This is a genomic window from Mesorhizobium sp. M0923 (genome assembly GCF_040319365.1).
Lineage (GTDB): Bacteria > Pseudomonadota > Alphaproteobacteria > Rhizobiales > Rhizobiaceae > Mesorhizobium.
On sequence record NZ_JAMYNW010000019.1, the window covers coordinates 76,797 to 99,284 of the forward strand.

General features: G+C 63.2%; 22 protein-coding genes. 10 read left to right on the forward strand and 12 right to left on the reverse strand.

What is annotated here, in order from left to right; genetic code table 11:
- Nucleotides 1-149: 149 nt before the first annotated feature.
- Entirely contained in the window at nucleotides 150-587 is a 438-nt protein-coding gene (locus NKH89_RS26800; RefSeq protein WP_352847751.1) for a YybH family protein, read from the forward strand.
- A 300-nt stretch (nucleotides 588-887) separates the two neighbouring features.
- Here the strand turns inward: NKH89_RS26800 and NKH89_RS26805 are convergent, their stop codons facing one another.
- Nucleotides 888-1,382 carry a DUF8737 domain-containing protein gene (locus NKH89_RS26805; protein ID WP_352484362.1) on the reverse strand — a complete coding sequence of 165 codons (495 nt, stop codon included), beginning with the start codon at nucleotides 1,380-1,382 and terminating at the stop codon, nucleotides 888-890.
- Nucleotides 1,383-1,463: 81 nt separating this feature from the next.
- On the opposite strand from NKH89_RS26805, the gene NKH89_RS26810 reads away from it, so the two are divergent.
- The gene (locus NKH89_RS26810) at nucleotides 1,464-2,372 is read left to right on the forward strand and encodes a LysR family transcriptional regulator (protein WP_352910660.1); all 909 of its coding nucleotides are present in this window, start codon (nucleotides 1,464-1,466) and stop codon (nucleotides 2,370-2,372) included.
- Between the two features lie 72 nt (nucleotides 2,373-2,444).
- Here NKH89_RS26810 and NKH89_RS26815 read toward each other — a convergent pair whose 3' ends face one another.
- Nucleotides 2,445-3,467, reverse strand: coding sequence for a substrate-binding domain-containing protein (locus NKH89_RS26815; protein WP_352495219.1), 1,023 nt, complete (start codon nucleotides 3,465-3,467; stop codon nucleotides 2,445-2,447).
- A gap of 363 nt (nucleotides 3,468-3,830) precedes the next feature.
- Between NKH89_RS26815 and NKH89_RS26820 the strand changes: the two genes are divergently transcribed.
- The 5 genes from NKH89_RS26820 (at nucleotide 3,831) to NKH89_RS26840 (ending at nucleotide 10,390) form a co-directional block, all read left to right on the forward strand.
- Nucleotides 3,831-5,186 carry an ABC transporter substrate-binding protein gene (locus tag NKH89_RS26820; protein WP_352484360.1) on the forward strand — a complete coding sequence of 452 codons (1,356 nt, stop codon included), beginning with the start codon at nucleotides 3,831-3,833 and terminating at the stop codon, nucleotides 5,184-5,186.
- A 227-nt stretch (nucleotides 5,187-5,413) separates the two neighbouring features.
- On the forward strand, nucleotides 5,414-6,427 hold the full coding sequence (locus NKH89_RS26825; RefSeq protein WP_352640567.1) for a carbohydrate ABC transporter permease: 1,014 nt from the start codon (nucleotides 5,414-5,416) through the stop codon (nucleotides 6,425-6,427).
- Nucleotide 6,428: 1 nt separating this feature from the next.
- Nucleotides 6,429-7,583, forward strand: coding sequence for a carbohydrate ABC transporter permease (locus NKH89_RS26830; RefSeq protein WP_023718340.1), 1,155 nt, complete (start codon nucleotides 6,429-6,431; stop codon nucleotides 7,581-7,583).
- A 4-nt stretch (nucleotides 7,584-7,587) separates the two neighbouring features.
- A complete protein-coding gene (gene bglA, locus NKH89_RS26835; protein ID WP_352859902.1) occupies nucleotides 7,588-9,252 on the forward strand; it encodes a beta-galactosidase BglA in 1,665 nt (554 codons plus the stop codon).
- Nucleotides 9,253-9,277: 25 nt separating this feature from the next.
- Nucleotides 9,278-10,390, forward strand: coding sequence for an ABC transporter ATP-binding protein (locus NKH89_RS26840; RefSeq protein WP_023718338.1), 1,113 nt, complete (start codon nucleotides 9,278-9,280; stop codon nucleotides 10,388-10,390).
- Between the two features lie 182 nt (nucleotides 10,391-10,572).
- On the opposite strand, the gene NKH89_RS26845 is transcribed toward NKH89_RS26840, so the two are convergent.
- The 10 genes from NKH89_RS26845 to NKH89_RS26890 all read right to left on the reverse strand — a co-directional run bounded on the left by NKH89_RS26845 (nucleotide 10,573) and on the right by NKH89_RS26890 (nucleotide 18,490).
- Entirely contained in the window at nucleotides 10,573-10,812 is a 240-nt protein-coding gene (locus tag NKH89_RS26845) for a DUF680 domain-containing protein (protein WP_023718337.1), read from the reverse strand.
- 67 nt (nucleotides 10,813-10,879) lie between these two features.
- Entirely contained in the window at nucleotides 10,880-11,086 is a 207-nt protein-coding gene (locus NKH89_RS26850; RefSeq protein ID WP_023718336.1) for a DUF680 domain-containing protein, read from the reverse strand.
- A gap of 71 nt (nucleotides 11,087-11,157) precedes the next feature.
- Complete coding sequence (locus NKH89_RS26855) at nucleotides 11,158-11,361, reverse strand: DUF680 domain-containing protein (RefSeq protein WP_023718335.1); 204 nt, start codon at nucleotides 11,359-11,361, stop codon at nucleotides 11,158-11,160.
- A gap of 441 nt (nucleotides 11,362-11,802) precedes the next feature.
- Entirely contained in the window at nucleotides 11,803-12,549 is a 747-nt protein-coding gene (locus NKH89_RS26860) for an FAD-binding oxidoreductase (protein ID WP_352484723.1), read from the reverse strand.
- On the reverse strand, nucleotides 12,546-13,157 hold the full coding sequence (locus tag NKH89_RS26865) for a molybdopterin-dependent oxidoreductase (RefSeq protein WP_352484722.1): 612 nt from the start codon (nucleotides 13,155-13,157) through the stop codon (nucleotides 12,546-12,548). The genes NKH89_RS26860 and NKH89_RS26865 overlap by 4 nt, the downstream gene beginning before the upstream one ends.
- Before the next feature lie 132 nt (nucleotides 13,158-13,289).
- A complete protein-coding gene (locus NKH89_RS26870; RefSeq protein ID WP_352910665.1) occupies nucleotides 13,290-14,828 on the reverse strand; it encodes a DegQ family serine endoprotease in 1,539 nt (512 codons plus the stop codon).
- A gap of 369 nt (nucleotides 14,829-15,197) precedes the next feature.
- Nucleotides 15,198-15,923 carry an MBL fold metallo-hydrolase gene (locus NKH89_RS26875; RefSeq protein WP_352910668.1) on the reverse strand — a complete coding sequence of 242 codons (726 nt, stop codon included), beginning with the start codon at nucleotides 15,921-15,923 and terminating at the stop codon, nucleotides 15,198-15,200.
- Nucleotides 15,924-15,939: 16 nt separating this feature from the next.
- Nucleotides 15,940-17,106 (reverse strand): diphosphate--fructose-6-phosphate 1-phosphotransferase, encoded by a 1,167-nt coding sequence (locus NKH89_RS26880; RefSeq protein ID WP_352484717.1) that lies wholly within the window; start codon nucleotides 17,104-17,106, stop codon nucleotides 15,940-15,942.
- Nucleotides 17,107-17,185: 79 nt separating this feature from the next.
- Complete coding sequence (locus NKH89_RS26885; protein WP_031193766.1) at nucleotides 17,186-17,506, reverse strand: putative quinol monooxygenase; 321 nt, start codon at nucleotides 17,504-17,506, stop codon at nucleotides 17,186-17,188.
- Between the two features lie 219 nt (nucleotides 17,507-17,725).
- Entirely contained in the window at nucleotides 17,726-18,490 is a 765-nt protein-coding gene (locus tag NKH89_RS26890) for a L,D-transpeptidase (protein ID WP_023718328.1), read from the reverse strand.
- A 188-nt stretch (nucleotides 18,491-18,678) separates the two neighbouring features.
- Here NKH89_RS26890 and NKH89_RS26895 point away from each other — a divergent pair, with 188 nt between their 5' ends.
- The 3 genes from NKH89_RS26895 to xylB all read left to right on the forward strand — a co-directional run bounded on the left by NKH89_RS26895 (nucleotide 18,679) and on the right by xylB (nucleotide 22,282).
- On the forward strand, nucleotides 18,679-19,302 hold the full coding sequence (locus tag NKH89_RS26895; RefSeq protein WP_023718327.1) for a LysE family translocator: 624 nt from the start codon (nucleotides 18,679-18,681) through the stop codon (nucleotides 19,300-19,302).
- Between the two features lie 9 nt (nucleotides 19,303-19,311).
- Nucleotides 19,312-20,637, forward strand: a complete 1,326-nt coding sequence (locus NKH89_RS26900) for a tetratricopeptide repeat protein (protein WP_352910672.1) — start codon at nucleotides 19,312-19,314, stop codon at nucleotides 20,635-20,637.
- Nucleotides 20,638-20,827: 190 nt separating this feature from the next.
- On the forward strand, nucleotides 20,828-22,282 hold the full coding sequence (gene xylB / locus NKH89_RS26905) for a xylulokinase (RefSeq protein ID WP_352495229.1): 1,455 nt from the start codon (nucleotides 20,828-20,830) through the stop codon (nucleotides 22,280-22,282).
- The last annotated feature ends 206 nt before the right edge of the window (nucleotides 22,283-22,488 follow it).

The window sequence follows — 22,488 nt, forward strand, 5'->3', positions numbered from 1 at the left end:
TCGCGAAACTTGTCTCACGCCGTGCTATAATGACCAAGCCAACCTGCACTACGCCGCCGTAGGGAAAATGCTTCACCGCTGCGGGCGCACAGAATGTAGACCTGTGGTCGCCAGTCCGGATCAGAAATAAAAACGACAGGGAGGATGACGTGTCCCTCGACGCCAGTGGCTTCGATCAAGCAGTTGAAGAATACCACCTGGCTCTGGATGAGTTCATGAAAGGAAACCCCGCGCCAGCGAAGAAGCTCTTTTCCCAACGAGACGATGTAACACTGGGCAATCCCTTTGGCCCTTTCGCTCATGGATGGAAGCAGGTCGTTGAGACGATGGAGCAGGCGGCATCGAACTACAGGGACGGCGACGCTAGCGGCTTCGAGAACATAGCGAAGTGTGTGACGTCTGAGCTGGCATACATCGTCGAAGTGGAGCGGCTCAGGTCCAAGGTTGGCGGTCGGAGCGATGTCACGCCTCTTGCGTTACGCGCGACGAGCGTCTTTCGCCCAGAAGATGGTCTGTGGAAGATTGTGCATCGTCATGCCGATCCGATAACGACGGCTCAGCCGGCCGATTCGGTACTCCGCCGATAGCGGTTGTGGTATTGGGGAAGCGATCGATCTCCTTTGCTGCTGCAGCGCGGCTATTCTTCAGTCCGTTTTCTGCTAAGGGTTGGCCAGCGTCATCGGGCTCGCAGGGTCGGACGGCCGCTCTGGGTCGAACTCGGTCGCCGGGAGTGATCGAGTTTTGACCTTTACATCGGCGCGCCGGCCCTGGATGCCCTGACCACTGGTCGAACGGCCAGACCTCGCCGCGCGGCCTGCTCCGGCCAGAGATTCGCGACGCCAGCCGTTCGGCAATGCGCGCCGGCCAGGCGGATCGACTACGACGGCTCAAGTCGCGTTTTGCCGAGGACGCGCCAGAAAATAGAATGCGGCGATGTGCGTTATCATCAGCAGCGGTACGTAGATGATCGGGATCGCGTAGGTTGCGCCCAGTTCCCCCGCGCGGGCAGGAAGGCCGATCTGAATGGCGTGGTAATAGTCGACGATGAGGTCGACCGTCCCGACGACGTTGAAGGCGACGACCAACGGCCAGAAGAGCGGGCGTATCCTCACCGTGAGCAGCGCCAGCATTGCCAGCACGCCAGTCGCGAAATCGCCGTAGGCGGCAAACACGGCGAAATCGGCGGGCAGATTGGGGCTTACGACGCCCGGAACGATGAAGACGAGCCCGAAGAAGCGGAAGCTGTGCAGCGTAGCGATAGCACGTTGCGCTGCGACCCGGTCCATCGACCTGAGCCACGGCAAACCGTATGCGCCGAAGCAAAGCAGCCACGCGACATAGCCGAGAACAAGATGGGTTTGGAACACTATTTCCGTGGACATTTGGCCTTCTCTCAACAGTTGATTCACGCGGCTTTAAGCCCGCTACCGCAATTCGACTATCCGGTGTAATCACAACAACCTATGAAGCAGAACTACACAGTCCGACATGGTGCGCTGGAGGGCGTCGAGGCGTTCCTGGCCGTCGCCAGGCGCCGCAACTTCCGCCGTGCTGCCGCCGATCTCGGCGTGACGCCGTCCGCTGTGAGCCAAGCGGTGCGCGCGCTGGAAGCTCGCCTGGGTACGGCGCTGTTCGTCCGCACGACGCGGAGCGTCGGTTTGACCGAGCCTGGCCAGCGGTTCCTAGACCGTGCCGGCCCGGCATTCGAAGAGCTTGTCGCGGCCGGCGAGGCCGCCCGCGATATCGGCCAGCGGCCGACAGGTCTGCTGCGCCTGTCTGTGCCCCGCGCTATCGTGCCGCTGATGTTGGAGCCGCTGTTCGCGTCGTTCTGCAAAGCCTATCCTGAGATCGAACTGGAGATCGCCGTGAGCGACCAGATGGTCGATCTGGCGACCGGCGGGTTCGATGCCGGCATCCGCCTCGGCCAGCTCATCGCCGCCGACATGGTCGCGGTGCGGCTGACAGCGCCGTTCTCGTTCGTGGTCGTCGGCAGCCCTGATTATCTCGAGCACCACGGCCGTCCCGAGCGTGTCGACGACTTGCGCCACCACGCCTGCTTACGCTTGCGCCGCTCGAATGGCGCTATCGCGCCCTGGTCCTTCGTCGACGGCAATGGCGCGATCGAAGCGATCGTCTCAGGCCCGCTGATCGCGCACGACTATTCGACATTGGTCGGGGCTGCGACGCGGGGCGTTGGGCTGGCGCAGACACCACGACCACTCGCCGAAGGTCTGATAGAAGAAGGAAAACTCAAGTCGGTGCTGGACAGCATCGCCACGACGACGCCGGGTGTCTTCCTCTATCATCCAGGCAAGCGCCAAGTCCTGCCGAAGCTGCGCGCCTTCATCGATCACCTCAAATCTGCGGCCTGAGATCAGGACGCACTCGCTGGTGCTGGCCAACAGCCGCCAAGAGTCGACCTCGGCCGTTCAGAGTGATTGCCTCTAGGCCGGTGCGCCGGCGACCGATCCCCTGACCACCAGGTCGACCGGCCAGACCTCGCCGCGAGCCCCCTCCTCCAGGCCGGAAATCCGCGCCGCCAGCCGTTCGGCGATGCGCGCGCCGGCCAGGCGGATCGACGAACGCGTCGTCGACAGCGGCACCGAAAAATTCTCCGGCTTCAGCCAGGGAAAGACGTCGTCATGGGCGATCAGCGACAGGTCGCCCGGAATGGTCAGGCCGAGATCGCGCACCGCGCGCACCACGCCGAGCGCCATGATCAGGCTGGAGCAGGCGATCGCCGTCGGCGCGTCGCTTTGTTCCAGCAAGCGCCGGGCAGCGCGGTAGCCATTCTCCTCGGTCATGGTGAGGGAACAGACATGCTGATCACCAAGCACCAGGCCGCTTGCCGCTAGCGCGCGCCGAACGCCGCGCTCGCGGTGGATGGCGAAGGTCTCGCGATCGTCGCCATTGATCAGCGCCAGACGCCTGTGACCGAGCTGGACGAGAAGCCGCGCCGCCTCGTGGAAGGCGCCCTCATTGTCGATGTCGGTGAAGGGATAGTCGAAATCGAAGCCTTCGCTGCGGCCATGGACGATGAAAGGAATGCCGAGCGTATTGACCAGCGCCACCCGGCGGTCGGCCGGCCTCGGCGACGAGATATAGACCGCGTCGACCTGCCGGTTGGCGACAATACGGCGGTAGGTCGTCTCCTGGTCGTCGGCATCGGCCGGGGACAGCACCAGGTCGAGCTCGTGCGAACGCGCATAGTCGCCGAGGCCGGACAGGAACTCGACGAAATGCGGGTCGATGTCGACGGTCGTCCCCGTCGGCAGCACATAGCCGATCATGCCGGTCTTGCCGGTCGCCAGCCGGCGCGCGCTCGGATTGGGGCGATAGCCGTGACGCTTGGCGGCATCGACCACCCGCCGGCGCGTTTCCTCGTTGACTTCCGGGTAGCCGTTCAATGCGCGGCTGACCGTGGTCTGCGAAAGCGCCAGCATGTGGGAGAGCTGCTTGAGGTTCACCGGAGGCCTCCAAAACCTCAAAGCGCTTTTAATCTGAATCGAGCTGGCCGCTACGAACCGCCTTGCCGAGCGCAATGACCATACGCACGGTTCGGACCGGTTTGAAGCCGAATTTGCTGCTGCACCGCCAGGAAACTGTGCTGCAGCGCACTTTCGCTGGCACTCGGCCGCAGAAATTAAATCGATTAGCGTGGCTTTCTCTTGACTCCGGATCAATTCAGTGGCGTGATCAAAATCACCAAAGCGCTTTGGAAGACTCTACGAAAGGTTGCAGTTCCTTTCCGACTGAGTCACAGTCCTGCAGCGCCGGCGGACGGAATGGAGGTTTCGTTCGGTGTTTGTCACCACTGGGAGGGAATACCGATGAAGAAAATGCTTCTGCTGGGCGCTGCGTTTGCCACGCTCGCCCTGGCCATGCCGGCGCAAGCCGAACTGAAGTTCAAGCCGGGCGAAGATCCCCGTTTCAACTGGGCCAACTACGAGGAGCTCAAGAAGGTCGACCTCAAGGGCGAGACGCTGACGATCTTCGGACCGTGGCGCGGCGAGGACGAAGGGCTTGTCCGCACCGTTCTCGATTATTTCTCCGAAGCCACCGGCGCCGAGATCAAGTACTCCTCGTCGGAGAATTACGAGCAGCAGATCGTCATCGACACGCAGGCCGGCAGCCCGCCCAACATCGCCGTGCTGCCGCAGCCGGGTCTGATCCAGGATCTGGCATCGAAGGGGCTTTTGACGCCGCTCGGCGACGACACCGCCAACTGGGTCAAGGACAATTACGGCGCCGGCCAATCCTGGGTCGACCTCGGCACCTTCAAGGACAAGGACGGCAAGCCCGGTTTCTTCGCCTTCCCCTACAAGGCCGACGTGAAATCGCTGGTCTGGTACTCGCCGGATAATTTCGAGGAAGCCGGCTACAAGGTGCCGAAGACGCAGGAAGAGCTTGCCGAGCTCGAAAAGAAGATCATCGCCGACGGCGGCACGCCATGGTGCATCGGGCTTGGTTCGGGCGGCGCCACCGGCTGGCCTGCGACCGACTGGGTCGAAGACATCATGCTGCGCACCCAGACGCCCGAGACCTACGACAAATGGGTGAAGAACGAAATTCCGTTCAACGATCCGGCCGTGGTCAACGCCATCGACATTTTCGGCAAGATCGCGACCGACGACAAAATGGTCGAGGGCGGTGCAAAGGCGGTTGCGGCGACCGATTTCCGCGACAGCCCGAAGGGCCTCTTCTCGGTGCCGCCAAAATGCTATCTGCACCACCAGGCATCATTCATCCCGACCTTCTTCCCGCAAGGCACCAAGATCGGCGAGGATGCCGACTTCTTCTATTACCCGCCCTACGCCTCCAAGCCCGATCTCGGCACTCCGGTGCTGGGCGCCGGCACGCTCGCCATGATCACCAAGGATAGCAAGAGTGCCCGCGCGTTCATCGAATTCCTGAAGCTGCCGCTCGCTCATGAGATCTGGATGGCGCAGGGTGGCTTCGTGACGCCGTTCAAGTCGGTCAACAAGGACGCCTATGCCAGCGACGCGCTGAAGAAGCAGGGCGAAATCCTGGCCAACGCCTCGACCTTCCGCTTCGATGGGTCCGACCTGATGCCGGGCAAGATCGGCGCCGGCGCCTTCTGGACCGGCATGATCGACCTGGTCGGCGGCAAGTCCGCCCAGGACGTCGCCACCGATATCCAGAAAAGCTGGGACGCGATCAAGTAAGCGGCCGGCTTGCGTTCCCAATGTGATGCGGTCCGGGCCTCAAACGGCCCGGACCTTATCCGGTGCTTGGCGTCGCGTCGATTGTCGTGAGCACAACGCATTCCGGCATGATGCGCGCCCAGTGACCTGCTTTTCGGCTGGTCGCGCTCCAGACAACTGAATCGGCGCATGATCCCGTCGCCAAAGCCATTCTCGACTGGCGGATCCGTGCGCAGGGGGAGGGACCCATGGCGGCTCAGATTTTTTCGGCGATATTCGTCATCATCATCGGCGTGGGCGGCTGCGTCGCCTATTTCTGGGGCGCCAACAAGGCACTCGATACGATCTTTCCGGCACGCGGCGTTTCCGGCAAGGCGGCGATTAACAATCTGCGGCGGCAGGGGGTGATCCGGCCGTGGCTGTTCGTCGGGCCGGCGATGATCATCCTCACCATCTACCTGATCTACCCGGTGGTGGAGACGCTGAGGCTGTCGTTCCTCGATCGCGGCGGCGGCCATTTCGTCGGCTTGGCCAACTATCACTGGGCGTTCGGCGACCGCGAGTTCCGCAACTCGATCCTCAACAACATCATCTGGCTGGCAGTGGTGCCGGCCGCCTGCACCTTCCTCGGGCTGATCATCGCCGTGCTCACCGACAAGATCTGGTGGGGCACCATCGCCAAGAGCCTGATCTTCCTGCCGCTGGCCATCTCCTTCGTCGGCGCCAGCGTCATCTGGAAATTCATCTACGAGTATCGCGGCGACGGCCAGACGCAGATCGGTCTGCTCAACGCCATCATCCAGTATTTCGGCGGCCAGCCGCAGGTCTGGATATCGCTACCGTTCTGGAACAACTTCTTCCTGATGGTCATCCTGATCTGGATCCAGACCGGCTTTGCCATGGTCATCCTGTCGTCGGCCTTGCGCGGCATTCCGGAAGAGACGCTGGAAGCCGCCGTCATCGACGGCGCCAATCCTTTCCAGATCTTCTGGAAGATCATGGTGCCGCAGATCTGGGGCACCATCGCCGTAGTCTGGACCACCATCACCATCCTGGTGCTGAAGGTTTTCGACATCGTGCTGACCATGACCAACGGCCAGTGGAACAGCCAGGTGCTGGCCAATCTGATGTTCGACTGGATGTTCCGCGGCGGCGGCGATTTCGGCCGCGGCGCCACCATCGCCATCATCATCATGATCGCGGTCATTCCGATCATGGTCTGGAACATCCGCCAGGCGAACAAAGAGACGGAGGGACATTGAGATGGCCGTGGCGACCGGAAAGTCCTTTGTCAGCCGTTTCGGCGTCCATATCGCCGTCTTCATCTTCGTTGCGATCTGGACGATCCCGACGCTCGGCATCCTGGTCTCGTCGCTGCGCGACAAGGACCAGATCATCGCTTCGGGCTGGTGGAACTCGTTCACCAGTTCCAGCCAGACGGAAGCCGGACGGCTGCCGCCCGCTTCGGCGCAGGTCGAGAAGGACGGCAAGTTCGTCCTGCAAGGCAATATCTTCGGCGACGGTCCTGCCCGCAACATCAGCGCCTTCGGCGTCAAGTCGGCCGCACCGACGCAATATCCCGCCGGCACGACAGCCGATCTCGGCGACGGCGTGACCCTGCAGCTCAATGCCGACGGCAGTTTCGTCATGACCTCGCCGAAGGCTTTCGAAAGCGAACGCGGCCAGCGCGTCTATTACGCCTCGTCGGCGCCGCCGAAATTCACCACCGACAACTACGACACGGTGCTGTTTTCGGAAGGCATCGGCCGCTCCTTCATGAATTCGCTGACCGTCACCATTCCGGCGACCGTGATCCCGATCCTGATCGCCGCGTTCGCCGCCTACGCTTTGGCGTGGATGCGCTTTCCCGGCCGGGCGCTGCTCATCGCCGTCATCATCGGCCTCCTGGTCGTGCCGCTGCAGATGTCGCTGATCCCGCTGTTGAAGCTCTACAACGGCGTCGGCAGTTTCTTCGGCGTGCCGTCGAAAACCTATCTCGGCATCTGGCTGGCACATACCGGCTTCGGCCTGCCCTTCGCCATCTATCTGTTGAGGAGTTATATTGCCGGCCTGCCACGCGAGATCATGGAATCGGCGCGCATCGACGGCGCCAGCGATTTCGAGATCTTCGTCAAGATCGTGCTGCCATTGTCGTTCCCGGTGCTGGCCTCGTTCGCCATCTTCCAGTTTCTCTGGGTGTGGAACGATCTGCTGGTGGCGATGGTTTTCCTCGGTACCGAGGGCGACCAGATCGTGCTGACCGCCAAGCTCAATGCGTTGCTCGGTTCGCGCGGCGGCGACTGGGAGATCCTGACGACATCGGCCTTCGTCACCATCATCGTGCCGCTGATCGTGTTCTTCTCGCTGCAGCGCTATTTCGTCCGCGGGCTGCTTGCCGGCTCGGTGAAAGGAGGTTGAAATCATGCAATCCGCTTTGAAGGCGACCCCGAAGCCCGATCTCGCGATCGATCGCGACTGGTGGCGAGGTGCCGTGATCTACCAGATCTATCCGCGCAGCTATCAGGATTCGAACAGCGACGGCATCGGCGACCTCAGGGGCATCATCGGCCGGCTGCCCTACATCGCCTCGCTCGGTGCCGACGCCATCTGGATCTCGCCATTTTTCAAATCGCCGATGAAGGATTTCGGCTACGACGTGTCGGATTATTGCGACGTCGATCCGATGTTCGGCACGCTGGCCGACTTCGACGCGCTGACCGCAGAGGCGCACCGGCTTGGCATCAAGGTGATGATCGACGAGGTGCTGTCGCACACCGCAGACATCCATCCATGGTTCAAGGAAAGCCGTTCGAGCCGCAGCAATCCAAAAGCCGACTGGTATGTCTGGGCGGATGCCAAGCCGGACGGCACGCCGCCCAACAACTGGCTGTCGATCTTCGGCGGCTCGGCCTGGCAGTGGGACACCAGCCGCCAGCAATATTATCTGCATAATTTCCTGGCCGAGCAGCCCGACCTCAACTTCCACAGCCGCGTGGTCCAGGACGCGCTGCTCGATGTCACCCGCTTCTGGCTGGAGCGCGGCGTCGATGGCTTTCGCCTCGATACCATCAATTTCTACTTCCACAGCCAAGGCCTGGAAGACAATCCGCCGCTGCCGCCCGAGCAGCGCAACGACCAGACGGCGCCGGCCGTCAACCCCTACAACTACCAGGACCATCTCTACGACAAGAGCCGGCCTGAAAACCTCGGCTTCCTCGAACGCTTCCGCGCCCTGCTCGATGAATATCCGGCGACGGCCGCGGTTGGCGAAGTCGGCGATTCGCAGCGTGGGCTGGAAGTGGTGGCGGCCTATACGGCCGGCGGCAAGCGCGTGCATATGTGCTACTCCTTCGACTTCCTGGCGCCGGAGAAGATCAGCGCGGCAAAGGTGCGCTCGGTGCTGGAAACCTTCGGCAAGGTGGCCAGCGACGGCTGGTCGTGCTGGGCCTTCTCCAACCATGACGTGATGCGCCCTGCCTCGCGCTGGGCAGCCGGCGAGCCCGACCCGACCGCCTACCTCAAGGTCATCTCGGCGCTGCTGATGTCGTTGCGCGGCTCGATCTGCATCTATCAGGGCGAGGAGCTCGGGCTTAGCGAGGCCGAGCTCAGCTTCGAGGATCTGCAGGACCCATACGGCATCCGCTTCTGGCCGGAATTCAAGGGCCGCGATGGCTGCCGCACGCCGATGGTCTGGGACGGCGCTGCCCGCAATGGCGGCTTCTCGACGGCAAAGCCCTGGCTGCCGGTGCCCAGCAAGCATCTTGCGCAAGCGGTCAATGTGCAGCAGGGCGACGACGGCTCGCTGCTCGAGCACTATCGGCGCTTCCTGGCTTTCCGCCGCGCCCATCCGGCGCTGGCCAAGGGCGATATCGAGTTCATCGAAAGCGAGGGCGACACCGTCGCCTTCACGCGCCGCGAAGGCAACGAGCAGATCGTCTGCGCCTTCAATCTCGGAGCAAAGCCGGCCGAGGTCGATCTCGGCGGCCGCTCACTGCAGCCCTTGCCGGGACACGGGTTTTCGGGACAGACTGGCGCCGGCACTATCCGCCTCGGCGGCTACGGCGCCTGGTTCGGGCGTATCGACTGAATTCAAGGAAGAACTGGAGGGTACCATGGCCGATGTCACGCTAAGGCAAGTGAAGAAATCATACGGCAATCTCAACATTCTGCACGGCGTCGACCTCGACATAAAGTCGGGCGAATTCATCGTCTTCGTCGGTCCGTCTGGTTGCGGCAAGTCGACCTTGCTGCGCTGCATCGCCGGGCTGGAGGAGATCACCTCGGGCGAGCTCAAGATAGACGGCGAAATCGTCAACGACGTGCCGCCGTCGAAGCGCGGCATCGCCATGGTGTTCCAGTCCTATGCGCTCTATCCGCACATGACCGTCTACGACAACATGGCGTTCTCGATGAAGATCGGCAAGGAAAGCAAGGCCGAGATCGACAAGCGGGTGCGCCAGGCGGCCGAGATCCTGCAGCTGACCAAATATCTCGACCGTCTGCCCAAGGCGATGTCGGGCGGCCAGCGCCAGCGCGTCGCTATCGGCCGCGCCATCGTGCGCAATCCCAAGGTCTTCCTGTTCGACGAGCCGCTGTCCAACCTCGACGCGGCGCTGCGCGTCGCTACCCGCATCGAGATCGCCAAGCTCAAGGAATCGATGCCGGCCACAACGATGATCTACGTCACCCACGACCAGGTCGAGGCGATGACGCTGGCCGACCGCATCGTGGTTCTGAAGGAAGGCCATATCGAACAGGTCGGCACGCCGATGGAGCTCTACAAGCGGCCCGGCAATCTGTTCGTCGCCCAGTTCATCGGCTCGCCGGCGATGAACATCCTGCCGGCAACGATCGACAAGACCGGCAACCCGACGCTCGTCAGCCATGTCGGCGGCCGCAAGGCAACGGTGCCGATCGCAACGCCTGCCTCGGCGAAAGGCGCTGCGGTGAGCTTCGGGGTGCGGCCGGAGGATCTGATGATTGCCACCGGCGCCGACTATTTGTTCGAAGGGACGGTCGATTATGTCGAGCAGCTCGGCGAGGTCCAACTCGTCTATGTCGACATCGGCCGCGCCGACCTGCCGCTGGTGACCAAGCTGCCGGGCAATGTCGAGGTCAAGCGCGGAGCGACGCTGCGGCTGACGGCGGACGCAGGCGACCTGCATATTTTCGACGCCGACGGGCGCTCTTTCGCGCTCCATGAAGCAGAAGCAAAGGCGGCTTGAAGCAGGCGTTTTTCCGCCATGCAAAGACAAGAGCGGCGGGCTTGGCCCGCCGCTCTTGTTTGGAATTCCAGTTCGGCTGTTAGAGCGGTTCATCGTTTTCACGGAAACGCCGAACCGCTCTATCTCTTTGTTTTGACGCAATTCCGGACGGAAAACCGTTTCACACTTTTCCTGGAATTGCTCTAGTTGTTACCGAAGAGGTTGCGGTCGGCGCCCTGAGGCGCGGACTTGGGCACATCGCCAGACGAATTCAGCAGTTTGTAGATCGGCGAATTGCTGTCACGTACCGAAAACGTCTGCGTCTTGTCGACGTTGACGGTCGACTGCTTGTTGATGTCGGTCCCGCCAACATTGTCGTTGCGGGCATAGGCGCTGCCGGCGGCAATCAAGAGAGCGGCGGCAGTAAGAACAATCTTTTTCATTTGGGTACTCCTGGATTTTCGAATCAAGCGGCGGGCTCACCCGCCGCTTTGATGCTGGGATCGGCTATTAGTTGTTGCCGAAGAGGTTGCGGTCGGCGCCCTGGACGACCGGCTGCTTTTCAGCATGGTCCGACGTCTTGACGGAAGCCGTGTACGAGCTATCGACGGAAGGCGCAGGCTGGTTGGCACCGTTGGAACCATAATTGTCGCTAGCGGCGAAAGCGCTGCCGGTGATGGCCAGAACGGCGGCGGCAGCAAGAACGATCTTTTTCATTTTAATACTCCTGAATTTCTCGGGTCCCAGGCGGCGGATAATGCCCGCCGCCCTGATGCTGGGATCGGCTGTTAGTTGTTGCCGAAGAGGTTACGGTCGGCGCCCTGGACAGGCTGCTCGTCAGCATGAGCCGGCTTCTGAATGGAAGCCGTGTACGAGCTGTCGACCGAAGCGGCAGGCTGGTTCGCACCCTTGGAACCAAAGTTGTCGCTGCCAGCGAAGGCGCTGCCGGTGATGGCCAAAACGGCGACGGCGGCAAGAGCGATCTTTTTCATTTTAGTACTCCAGTATCTCAGTTTTTCCGTCCGGCGAGCGGCGTGTCTTGGGAGGAATTCGCGTCGTCCGGACAGCCCCGATGTGGGAAAGCCAATGGCCAGTTTCCAATCACGAAGTTGTTTGGTGTGGACCAAGAATCTACACCTTGAAATTGTGCCAGAGATTCCCTCCGCCACAATTTTATTGCTAAATATCAAGTAGATAGCCCATAGCATCGGTCTGGCTGCAAGGTGGCTTGGAGAGGCAGCGTTCACAGCGTCCTGCACGCATTGTCAACAGAAACGAACCGTTCGGTTCGATTTTTTAAACCGATAAAAGTAGCAGCAGGGGTTGTTTGTCGAATCGTTAACCATTTCAGCCAAGCGCGACCTTGCCGTTCTACCTGTTTTCGGCCTGTTTATGCCGGGCAGCAAAGACTGCAACGGGCAAGCAGAACCGGGTCAGACCCCGTAGCGTTCGGTGCGGATGAGTGCCGCCGGGACGCCGGCATCGATCAGTGCCTCGGCGGCGGCCGTCACGAATGCGTTCGAGCCGCAGACGAAGGCCAGCTTCGGCGGCGCGGGCAGCCTCGTCATGGCTTGCACCATCATCGCGGCGTCGATCCGCCGCGCATAATCCGCCGGACGGCGGGCCGGCTCGCGCGTCAGCGTCAGCACCAGGTCGAAGCCATCCCGGCGCTCGGCGAGGTCGATCAACTCGTCGCGAAAGATCACCTCGTCCCAGACCCGCGCGGAAAACACCAGCGCGGCGGCGACCAGCGACTCCCGCATCGCCCGGTGACGGACCATTGACATCAGCGGCACCACGCCCGACCCGCCGCCGACGAGCAAGAGCGGTCCGCCATCGCTGTCGGACCAGACGAAATGGCCGCCGAGCGGCCCGCGCAATTCGACGTCGTCGCCCACCGCCGCGATCTCGTGAAAGAACGGCGAGACCTCGCCGTCCTCGAGTTTTTCAATCGCCAGCTCGATGGTCTCGCCGGTCTCCGGCGCCGAGGCGATGGAATAGGAGCGGCGCGCCTGATAGCCGTCAGGCGCTGTCAGCCTGACGTCGACATGCTGTCCGGCACGGTAAGCGAAGGGCCGCGATGGCTGTAGGAAAAAGCTGGTGACGCGCGGCGTGCGCTTTTGGATGCGGGTGATGGTGACTGTCTGCCAGGGCGACTGCGTCGCCGGTGCGTCGCTCATGGATCGTTCGTGTAGCGCTGTTCGCGCCACGGGTCGCCATAGATATGATAGCCTCGCAGCTCCCAGAAACCCGGCTCGTCACGCTCGGTGAACTGCAGCCCGTTCAGCCATTTGGCCGATTTCCAGAAATAGAGATGTGGAACGAGCAGCCGCGCCGGCCCGCCATGATCGGGGGTGATCGGCTTGCCCTCGTAAAGCAGTGCCACCATCGCCTTGCCGCCGGTGAGATCCTTCGTCGGCACGTTGGTGGAATAGCCGTCGAAACCCAGCGCCAGCGTGAAGGCGGTGGGCGGCTCGATGCCGGCGTCGGCAAGGATGTCATCGACCAGCACGCCCTGCCACGCGGTGTCGAACTTGGTCCATGCGGTCACGCAATGGATGTCGCGCGTCATCTTGGTCAAGGGCAGCGCATTGAACTCGGCCCAGTTCCACTTCTTGATCGGCCGCGGCCCGTGCTTAAGCGTGAACGACCAATCCTCGGTGCGCACATGCGGCGTCGGGCCGGCCGACAGGACCGGGAAACCTTGCTCGAGATACTGCCCCGGCGGGATACGTGCATTCGTATCCGTCGGGGGCTTTCGTCCGGAAGAGAAGCCTCGGGTAACCATCGAGAATATCCGTTTGCGCAAGGTCCAATCGACCCTTGTCAGTTTTCTCGAAGACGCGCCCGCGGGCAACCGAAATCTTGGCTCGGCCTGGCGGCAGTGCTCTACGTCGATTTTGGCAGCGCGGCGCGTGCCTCAGCCACTGGCAAAGGGCACGGCGACAAACATCTGGGCGTCGCCGCGCTCGACAAGCAGCAGCACCGATTTCTTGCCGGATTTGGCAGCCTGAGAAATCGCCTGGTTAGCCTGCCTGGCGCTCCTCACCGGATGCTGGTCGACGGCGACGATGATGTCGCCGGGCTGAATGCCGGAAGCCGATGCCGCCTTGTTCGGGTCGACGCGCTCGACCAGTGCGCCGTGCTGGTTGCCTGTCATGTTCATTGCCTGGCGCACATCCGGGGTGACGTCCATCAGGCCGAGACCGAGCGTCGGTGCGCGAAGGCCCTGCTCCGTCGACGGCTGACCCTGATCGCCGGCCACCGATCCCGTCGCCATATCGTCTTCGTTGCGCCCGATCTCGACGGAGATCTGCAGGCCCTTCCCCTTGCGCCAGACATTGAGCGCTTCCCTCGTGCCGGGCGCAATGTCGGCGACGGCGCGTGACAGGTCCCTTGGATCCTTTATGTCCTGGCCGGCGAAGCTGGTAATGACATCGCCTGTCTCGATGCCGGCCTTGGCGGCCGGCGATCCGTCGCTGACCTGCGCGACCAGCACGCCGGCGGGGTGATCGAGGCCGATGGCGCTCGCCATATCAGGCGTCACCGGCTGGATCTGGACGCCGAGATAGCCGTACTGGATGGAGCCGCCCTTCATCAGCTTGGCGACGACCTTTTGCGCCTGGTCCGAGGGGATGGCGAAGCCGACGCCGACGCTGCCGCCATTCGGCGAAAAGATCGCCGTGTTGATCCCGACGACATTGCCGTTCACATCCGTCAGCGGGCCGCCGGAATTGCCCCGGTTGATCGGTGCGTCGATCTGGATGAAGTCGTCAAACGGCCCGCTGTGCAGGTCGCGGCCGCGCGCCGAGACGATGCCGGCCGTGACGGTGGTGCCAAGGCCGAAAGGATTGCCGAAGGCGAGCACCTGATCGCCCGGCATGAGCTTGTCGGAATCGCCCCATTTGACGGTCGGCAAGGGCTTGCCGGCTTTGACCTCGAGCACGGCAAGATCGTTCTTGGCGTCATGGCCGATCAATTTGGCGGGAAGCTCGGTGCCGTCGTCGAGCGTCACCTTGATCGACTGGGCGCCGTCGACGACGTGATTGTTGGTGACGATGGTGCCGTTGGCGCCGACGATGAAGCCTGAGCCGAGGGCCTCGGTGCGCGGCGCCTGTTCCGGCGGCGTCTTGGGGGCGGGCTGTCCCTGGTCATCGAAGAAATGGCGGAAATAATCGTCGAAAGGCGAGGTTCCGCCAAAGGGAGAGCCATCGCTCGTGGTGTCCGGCTGTTGGGCTTTCATGACCGTCGTGATGGTCACCACTGCCGGTTTGTCGGCCGCCACGACCGGAGCGAACGAACCGCTGGGAGCGGTCATGCCGGTGACAGGTGGCGTCACTGTTGCCGCCAGGACATCATTCAGCCTGGGAGCGAGAGGCAGGGCGAAGGGGCTGACGATCAGCGCGGCGCCCAGCAAAGCGGCGACGCGATGTCTGCGAAGGGTCTGGATTGGTGACATGGCCGTTGTCCGGGCGAGAGATTGATCGGGCGCCGCAGCGTTCCGTCACCGGAGCGCTCTATCGGCGTGTCGGCCTTGCCTGTCTCGCCTGGCACGGCGGCCGACCGGATCGACAGCCCCGCATCTAGGGCGCCGATCATGGTTTCCAGATAATATTACGAAGATTTAATTTCCGGCTGGCAACCGCCTTGCGCGTTGGCGCCGAAAGCCGAAAATAAAAAACCCGCCTCGAGGGGCGGGTCGTTGGGGCAAATCAGCACCATACCCAAATTAGTAGCATAGCTGCCGGCACAAAGCAAGAACAAAATAGCTACCCAAGACAAATCGCCTCAGGTTTGTGCCGCCCCTCACCGCCCCTGCCGAGGCTTCCTATGCCGCTGTCCCGTCCGTTCGCCTGAGATACGCCGAGGCGATCTCGCGCATCCGCCTGCCGTCGAAGCTCGGTCCATGACCGCCATGGCCGATGCGGATCGGCAGCTCAAGCAGCCGCTGCATCGTGCGGCGATAGGCGGCACGATCCGAATCCGGCAGGTCGTCGATCAGCGTGGCGTCGTAGATGGCGTCGCCGGCGAAGAACAGGCCGTCGGCCTCGTCGAACAGCGCGATCGAATCAGGAGAGTGGCCGGGCAGATGCAGGACGCGGAATTGGCGGTCGCCGAGGTCGACCCTATCGCCCTCGTCCAGGGTCCTAGTCAGCGGCGCCGGCGGAATCCTGTAATCGGCGGCTTTCCAGCCCTCCGCCGGCAGCCTGGAGACAGCCCCTTCCAGATCATGGAACATGTAGGCGTAGGTCACTGCTTCATCCATGCTGCCGAACTGCGCGGCGCTGTGGCGCGGCCCTGCCCGCAACGGAAACTCGTGCAGCGAGCCGACATGATCGAGATGGATATGCGTGGCGACGGCGAGCAGCGGCTTGCCGGCCGGCGTGTCGATCTGCGGCGCCAGCGGGCAGATCCCCATGCCGGTGTCGACCAGCAGGTCGACGTCGCGGCCGCGCAAATGCCAGATATTGGCGCGCACGAATTCATGCACGAAGGGCTCGGTCAGCATGGTCGTCTCTGCGTCGACGATGGTTTTGCTGAACCAGTTGTCCATCAGATCAAGGCCGGCATCAGACGAACGGCTTGCCGACCTTGTATTTTTGCGGGACCAGCCGCTTCAGATAGGCCATCCCCGCATCGGACAGCCGGTTGACATCGGGCAGCATGAAATCATCCGGCATATGGCGCGTCTTGCCGGCGACGTTCTTCAGCGGCACCTTCTTCAGCACGGTTTTCTTGCCGTCATATTGCAGCGCCACCGAACCGCCGCCCTCGTCGGCGACCGTGACCGCGAAGGCGCCGGCGTCGAAGGCCTCCTGCGCGTCCACCGCGCTGATGGCGCCGACATAGCCGCGCGGCATGTAGCCGAGCGCATCGACGCGCGCCCGCTTGCCCGGCAATCCCTCGGCCAGCGCGCGCTCCAAGGCTGCCGGCAGGTCGCTGCCCGACAGCTTGACGTTGCCGTGCTGGTCGCGCTCCAGCCTTTCCGGCGGCACCAGGCTTTCGACCAGTGCCTTGCCGTCGGCGGTGCTGACGCCTTCGGAGACGGCAACGATGCAGCGCTTGTGGCGGTCGAGCGTGGCGCGCACGTCGTCGATGAAACCGGCCGCCGAGAACGGCCGCTCCGGCACGTAGACGAGATGCGGGCCGCTGTCCTGATCGAGCTGCCATGCCGCGGACGCGGCCGTCAGGAAACCGGCGTGCCGCCCCATGACGATGCCGACATAAATGCCCGGCAAAGCGCGGAAATCGAGATCGACCGAAAGAAACGCGCCGGCGACGAACTCGGCCGCCGACATGAAGCCGGGCGTATGGTCGTTCTCCTCGAGATCGTTGTCGATGGTTTTTGGCGCATGCACGAAGGCCATCTTGCCGCCGGCGGCGTCGGTCAGGATCTGCTGCGTGCCCGAGGTGTCGTTGCCGCCGATATAGATGAAGGCGTCGGCACCGGCTTTCTTCAAGCCGTTGAGGACGAGGTCGCAATAGGCGGCATCCGGCTTGTCGCGCGTCGAACCAAGCGCGGCGCTCGGCGTCGCCGCGATCAGCCGCAAACGGTCCTCGGGGATGGCGGAAAGATCGACGTAATTGCCGTCACGAATGCCGCGCACGCCGTGGATGGAACCAAGGACCTTGGCGCCGGGATGCCGCTTGCGGATTTCGAGCGCAGCGCCCACCACCGTTTGGTTGATGACGGCGGTCGGGCCGCCGCCTTGCGCGATCACAAAAGTTCCGGCCATTGTTCACGTCTCCCGGGCGATGAAAATCGCAGGCACATTCGCCTGTCTTGTGGCATCGCGCAACGGCAGAGGCAGTGGGTCAGTTTGAAATCGCGCCACTCTTCGCTTGCAGCGCGATAGGATCCGTTTCGATGAGCCGAAGTGACCTGACCATACTCGCCGTCTGCGCCTTGTATTTGAGAAAGTGCGGCGTGGTCAGGTGGGCCTCATAGGCCGCCCGATCGGCGTAGCATTCGATCACGCGCACCTTTTCAGGCGTGCCTTTTACTGCCACCGCATGAAGGAAAAGCACGCCCGGCTCGACGCGTACAGAAGCCTCAATCTCTTCAGCAAGCAGGGCCCTGTAGCTGCCGATCTGCTTAGGATCGATTTCCAGTTCAGCTATCCTGACAAGCGGCATCAATTGCTTTCTTGCTTCTTGCAAGGGACCACGCATGGTCGGCTTCTCCGCTTCGCTCGCCTCGATCAGCGCAACGATGTCGCGATCTCCCAAAACTTGTCAGTCACACGAGCGGACATGGCTGGGCAAGGCGAAGCGTCGCATGAATTCGCACAAAATTGTAGTACATGGGTGTGCAGTGCTAGCCGGCAGAGTAATCGCTCGAGCCTTGGCCGCCGGTCAGACGACGACCACCGGATTCTTCTTGGAGACGCGGCTGTAGAGATCGATGATGTCCTGGTTGATCAGGCGCACGCAGCCCGACGACATCGCCTGGCCGATGCTCCACCATTCGGGCGAGCCGTGGATGCGATAGCCGGTGTCGCTGCCGTTCTGATAGATGTAGAGGGCGCGCGCGCCGAGCGGATTGTCGAGGCCGCCCGGCTTTCCGCTCTGCCATTTCACCAGCTCCGGCTTGCGGACGATCATCTCGGGCGGTGGGGTCCAGACCGGCCATTCCTTGCCGTACTGGATGTTGGCGCGGCCGGACCAGCGGAACCCGTCCTTGCCGATGCCGACGCCGTAACGGATCGCTTCGCCGCCGGGCTGCACCAGATAGAGCAGCCGCTCTTGCGAATGCACGACGATCGTGCCGGGTTGCTCGCCGGTCGGATCGACGACAATCTGGCGGCGGAATTCCGGCTTGACCTTGAGATAGGGCACTTCCGGCACATTGAAGCCACCGTCGGTGAGCGAAGCGTACATCACGTCGGGGCTGGTGATGTTCTTGTCGACGCTGATACTCGGGCGGATGGGCCGGATCGAGCCGGTGGTGACGTCGTCGAGCTGGAGCGACGGCAGATCCAGCGTCTGGCTGCAGCCGGCGACGCCGAGCAGCGCCAGCGCACCGGCGCCGGACAGCACCGTGCGACGGGAAAGCTGTATCTCGGTTTCGATTGCGTCGCCAGTGTGCGGCAGCGACAGACCGTGCGGCAACTCACGCATTTACCCAAACCCTACGCTATCGGCGGGAAACACGGTCCGGCCAGATAGCAGGCATTTTCACCAATCATGGTTGAAAAAGCGTGAAGGCCAGCCATCTGCCGTTAACGAGGGGCTTTTTCGGTTTTTGCCTCTTTACATCTTCGCGAGGCCAAGGATTTATCCTCTTCTTTGAGCTCAAGGAGAAGAAAATGTCCTTCGAAAACTGGGCCGCCTTTGCCGCCGCCTCGGCAGTCCTTCTGGTCATTCCGGGCCCGACCATCCTGCTGGTGGTGTCCTATGCGCTCGGCCAGGGCTGGCGCACGGCGCTGCCGATGGCAGTCGGCGTGGCGCTCGGCGACTTCACCGCGATGACACTGTCGATGCTGGGCATCGGCGCGCTGCTGGCGGCGTCGGCCACCGTATTCACCGTGCTGAAGGTGATCGGCGCCGGCTATCTGATCTATCTCGGCATAAAGCTATTTCGCGCCGGCGGCGCGCTCCGGGCCGAACCGCGCACCGATGCGGTGTCATCGGCCAAGATGACGGCGCATGCCTGGCTGGTTACCGCGCTCAATCCGAAAAGCATCACCTTTTTCGTCGCCTTCCTGCCGCAGTTCCTCGACCGGCATGCGGATTTCTGGACACAGATGCTGATCTTCGAGACGACCTTCCTGGCGCTCGCCTTCGCCAACGCCTTCGGTTATGCGCTGATCGCCGCAAGGGCGCGCAACGTCGTGCGCAATCCAAAGGCGATCCGCATCTTCAACCGCACCGGCGGCACGCTGCTGGTCGGCGCCGGCATCGCGACAGTGGCGATGCGATCGGGCAACTGAGGACAAGCCATGGCGGTCAGGGATGCATTTGGCCTAGCGCTGTCTGGCGCGACGGAGGCCGGGTTCTCGTCCTACAGCCGGGCTGTGCGCGAATTGCAGTGCTTCATCGGCGATCCTGTCGGTTCCGTTGACCGGGCAATCGCCGAAAATCCCGGCTTCGTCATGGCGCATGTATTCAAGGGTTATCTGTTTGGCCTCGCCACCGAGCGAGAGGCGACGGCGGTGGCCAAGGCATGTCACGAGGCAGCGCTGCCGCTTGCCGCGACGACGCGCGAGCAGGCGCATGTCGCCGCCCTTGGCCACCTTGCGGAGGGCCGCTGGCACGCCGCCGCCCGCATGCTGGAGGATATCGCCATCGAGTTTCCGCTCGATGCGCTGGCTCTGCAGACCGGCCACCAGATCGACTTCTTCACCGGCAATGCCCGCATGCTGCGCGACCGCATCGGCCGCGCGCTGCCATCCTGGCAGAGCGGCATGCCTGGCTACCACGCCATACTCGGCATGCAGGCCTTTGGACTGGAGGAAATGGGCGACTATGCGCGCGCCGAAAGGCTTGGCCGCATGGCTGTCGATCTCGAGCCGCGCGACGGCTGGGCCCAGCATGCCGTCGCCCATGTCATGGAGATGCAGAGCCGGCAGAAGGACGGCATTCTGTGGATGCGCGCCAATCCCGAAGCGTGGACGCGGGAGAGCTTCCTGCAGGTGCACAATTGGTGGCATCTGGCGCTGTTCCACTACGACCTCGGCGAGACCGACGAGGTGCTGACGCTCTACGACGGGCCGATCTATGGCGAACGCTCGACGCTGGCGCTCAACATGGTCGATGCCTCGGCGATCCTGTGGCGGCTGCATCTCGGCGGCGTCGATGTCGGCGACCGCTGGACGGCGCTGGCCGCCAACTGGTTGCCCAAGGCCAGCGCCGGCAACTATGCCTTCAACGACGCCCACGCGATGATGGCGTTTGTCGGCGCCGGCCTCGAAGCGCCGGCCCGCGGCTTGCTCGAGGCGCAGCGCGAGGCGATGCAGGGCAAAGACGACAACGCTGGTTTCACCAGGGATGTCGGCCATCCCCTGACGCTCGCCATCAAGGCATTCGGCGACGGTAATTATGCCGAGACGATACGCCTGATCCGGCCGATCCGGGCGATCGCCCATCGCTTCGGCGGCAGCCACGCCCAACGCGACGTCATCGACCTGACGCTGATCGAAGCGGCATTGCGTTCCGGTGATGGCGCGCTGGCGCGGGCGCTTGCGGCGGAACGTGCACTGGCACGGCCGGACAGCCCGTTGTCGGCACTGTTTTCACGGCGTGCAACCGCTCTCGCGGCGAATTGACCAAGGCCACATCTTGCCTTAAAAACTGCCCCGACCAGATTTTTTCGAGCGTCGAAAAAATCTTCGCGTGTTGACCGGGGTGCGTTTCCGGCGGCACGATTGCCGGGATATCTTCGCCGCCTCTGTCGCAGGCAGAGGCGGGGAGCAAGAAAGACCGTCGCCGCCAGGCCTGACGGACATGGGAGGAAACATGTATCTCGGCCTCGATCTCGGCACGTCGGGCGTCAAGGCGCTGCTGATCGATGCAAGGCAGAGCATCGTCGGTTCCGGCCATGCGCCGCTCGACGTGTCGCGCCCGCATCCCGGCTGGTCCGAGCAGAACCCGGCTGAGTGGATCCGCGCCTGCGAAGCGGCGATCGCCGAGCTGCGATCCGCGCATGCGAAGGAGCTCGCGGCGGTCAAAGGCATCGGCCTTTCCGGCCATATGCATGGCGCCACCCTGCTCGACGCCGCCGACCAGGTGCTGCGCCCCTGCATCCTGTGGAACGACACACGCAGCCACGCCGAGGCGGCCGCACTCGACGCCGACCCGCGCTTTCGCAAGCTGACCGGCAACATCGTCTTTCCCGGCTTCACCGCGCCAAAGCTCGCCTGGGTGAAAAACAACGAACCGGCTGTTTTCGCCAAGGTGGCAAAGGTCCTGCTGCCGAAGGACTTTTTGCGGCTCTGGCTCGCCGGCGAGCATATTTCGGAAATGTCGGATTCGGCTGGCACGTCGTGGCTCGACGTCGGCAGACGAGCCTGGTCCGCCGAACTGCTCGCCGCCACGTCGCTCGACGAAAGGCAGATGCCGTCATTGGTCGAAGGCACGGCAAAGGCCGGTGCCTTGCGCAGCGAACTGGCTGCGAAATGGGGCATGCAGGCGGGCATCCCGATCGCCGGCGGCGCCGGCGACAACGCGGCCTCGGCCTGCGGCATGGGCACGGTCGGTGCCGGCCAGGCTTTCGTCTCGCTCGGCACGTCAGGCGTGCTTTTTACCGCCAATGCGTCCTATCTGCCCAACCCGGAAAGCGCCGTGCATACATTCTGCCATGCCCTGCCCGGCACCTGGCATCAGATGGGCGTCATCCTGTCGGCAACCGATTCGCTCAACTGGCTATCGGCAATCGCGGGCAAAGGTGCTGGCGAGTTGACCGCCGAACTCGGCGATGCGCTGCAGGCGCCGACCGGTGTCTCCTTCCTGCCCTATCTCTCAGGCGAACGGACGCCGCACAATGATTCCGCCATTCGCGGCGCGTTTACGGGGCTTGCACACGAATCCGGCCGCGCGGCGCTGACCCAGGCCGTGCTCGAAGGCGTCGCTTTCGCTTTCCGCGACAGCCTGGAAGCTCTGGCCAAGGCCGGCACGACGCTGACCCGGGTGACGGCGATCGGCGGCGGCTCGCGTTCGCGCTACTGGTTGAAGGCCATCGCCACCGCGCTTGGCCTGCCCATCGATATTCCCGCCGAGGGCGATTTCGGCGCCGCGTTCGGTGCGGCCCGGCTTGGCCTGATCGCGGCGACCGCTGCCGATCCGCGCGCCGTGTGCACGGCGCCGGCGACGGACGCCACGGTCGAGCCGGTCGCCGCCCTCGGCGACGCCTATGCGCAGGCCTATCAGCGCTACCGCCAGCTTTACCCGGCGATCAGGGCTGTAACCGCGTGAGCTGGCGCTTACCCCCCTCTGGCCTGCCCTCTTTGCCACCACTTGGCATCTCCCCCTCAAGGGGGGAGATCGGCAGCGTCGACGGCTATGCCAGTCTTGCAAGATCGGTGATTGGCGAAGGCGGAAAGGCCAGCCAATCTCCCCCCTTGAGGGGGAGATGCCCGGTAGGGCAGAGGGGGGTGCTTGGCCCCCACTTTGCCGAGATT

What these genes read in the sequence shown, in the direction of transcription:
- NKH89_RS26805 (WP_352484362.1), bottom strand. Translation starts at nt 1,382, where the DNA reads ATGTCCACGGAAATAGTGTTCCAAACCCATCTTGTTCTCGGCTATGTC.
- NKH89_RS26810 (WP_352910660.1), top strand. Translation starts at nt 1,464, where the DNA reads ATGAAGCAGAACTACACAGTCCGACATGGTGCGCTGGAGGGCGTCGAG.
- NKH89_RS26820 (WP_352484360.1), top strand. Translation starts at nt 3,831, where the DNA reads ATGAAGAAAATGCTTCTGCTGGGCGCTGCGTTTGCCACGCTCGCCCTG.
- NKH89_RS26825 (WP_352640567.1), top strand. Translation starts at nt 5,414, where the DNA reads ATGGCGGCTCAGATTTTTTCGGCGATATTCGTCATCATCATCGGCGTG.
- NKH89_RS26830 (WP_023718340.1), top strand. Translation starts at nt 6,429, where the DNA reads ATGGCCGTGGCGACCGGAAAGTCCTTTGTCAGCCGTTTCGGCGTCCAT.
- bglA (WP_352859902.1), top strand. Translation starts at nt 7,588, where the DNA reads ATGCAATCCGCTTTGAAGGCGACCCCGAAGCCCGATCTCGCGATCGAT.
- NKH89_RS26840 (WP_023718338.1), top strand. Translation starts at nt 9,278, where the DNA reads ATGGCCGATGTCACGCTAAGGCAAGTGAAGAAATCATACGGCAATCTC.
- NKH89_RS26845 (WP_023718337.1), bottom strand. Translation starts at nt 10,812, where the DNA reads ATGAAAAAGATTGTTCTTACTGCCGCCGCTCTCTTGATTGCCGCCGGC.
- NKH89_RS26850 (WP_023718336.1), bottom strand. Translation starts at nt 11,086, where the DNA reads ATGAAAAAGATCGTTCTTGCTGCCGCCGCCGTTCTGGCCATCACCGGC.
- NKH89_RS26855 (WP_023718335.1), bottom strand. Translation starts at nt 11,361, where the DNA reads ATGAAAAAGATCGCTCTTGCCGCCGTCGCCGTTTTGGCCATCACCGGC.
- NKH89_RS26860 (WP_352484723.1), bottom strand. Translation starts at nt 12,549, where the DNA reads ATGAGCGACGCACCGGCGACGCAGTCGCCCTGGCAGACAGTCACCATC.
- NKH89_RS26865 (WP_352484722.1), bottom strand. Translation starts at nt 13,157, where the DNA reads ATGGTTACCCGAGGCTTCTCTTCCGGACGAAAGCCCCCGACGGATACG.
- NKH89_RS26870 (WP_352910665.1), bottom strand. Translation starts at nt 14,828, where the DNA reads ATGTCACCAATCCAGACCCTTCGCAGACATCGCGTCGCCGCTTTGCTG.
- NKH89_RS26875 (WP_352910668.1), bottom strand. Translation starts at nt 15,923, where the DNA reads ATGGACAACTGGTTCAGCAAAACCATCGTCGACGCAGAGACGACCATG.
- NKH89_RS26880 (WP_352484717.1), bottom strand. Translation starts at nt 17,106, where the DNA reads ATGGCCGGAACTTTTGTGATCGCGCAAGGCGGCGGCCCGACCGCCGTC.
- NKH89_RS26885 (WP_031193766.1), bottom strand. Translation starts at nt 17,506, where the DNA reads ATGCCGCTTGTCAGGATAGCTGAACTGGAAATCGATCCTAAGCAGATC.
- NKH89_RS26890 (WP_023718328.1), bottom strand. Translation starts at nt 18,490, where the DNA reads ATGCGTGAGTTGCCGCACGGTCTGTCGCTGCCGCACACTGGCGACGCA.
- NKH89_RS26895 (WP_023718327.1), top strand. Translation starts at nt 18,679, where the DNA reads ATGTCCTTCGAAAACTGGGCCGCCTTTGCCGCCGCCTCGGCAGTCCTT.
- NKH89_RS26900 (WP_352910672.1), top strand. Translation starts at nt 19,312, where the DNA reads ATGGCGGTCAGGGATGCATTTGGCCTAGCGCTGTCTGGCGCGACGGAG.
- xylB (WP_352495229.1), top strand. Translation starts at nt 20,828, where the DNA reads ATGTATCTCGGCCTCGATCTCGGCACGTCGGGCGTCAAGGCGCTGCTG.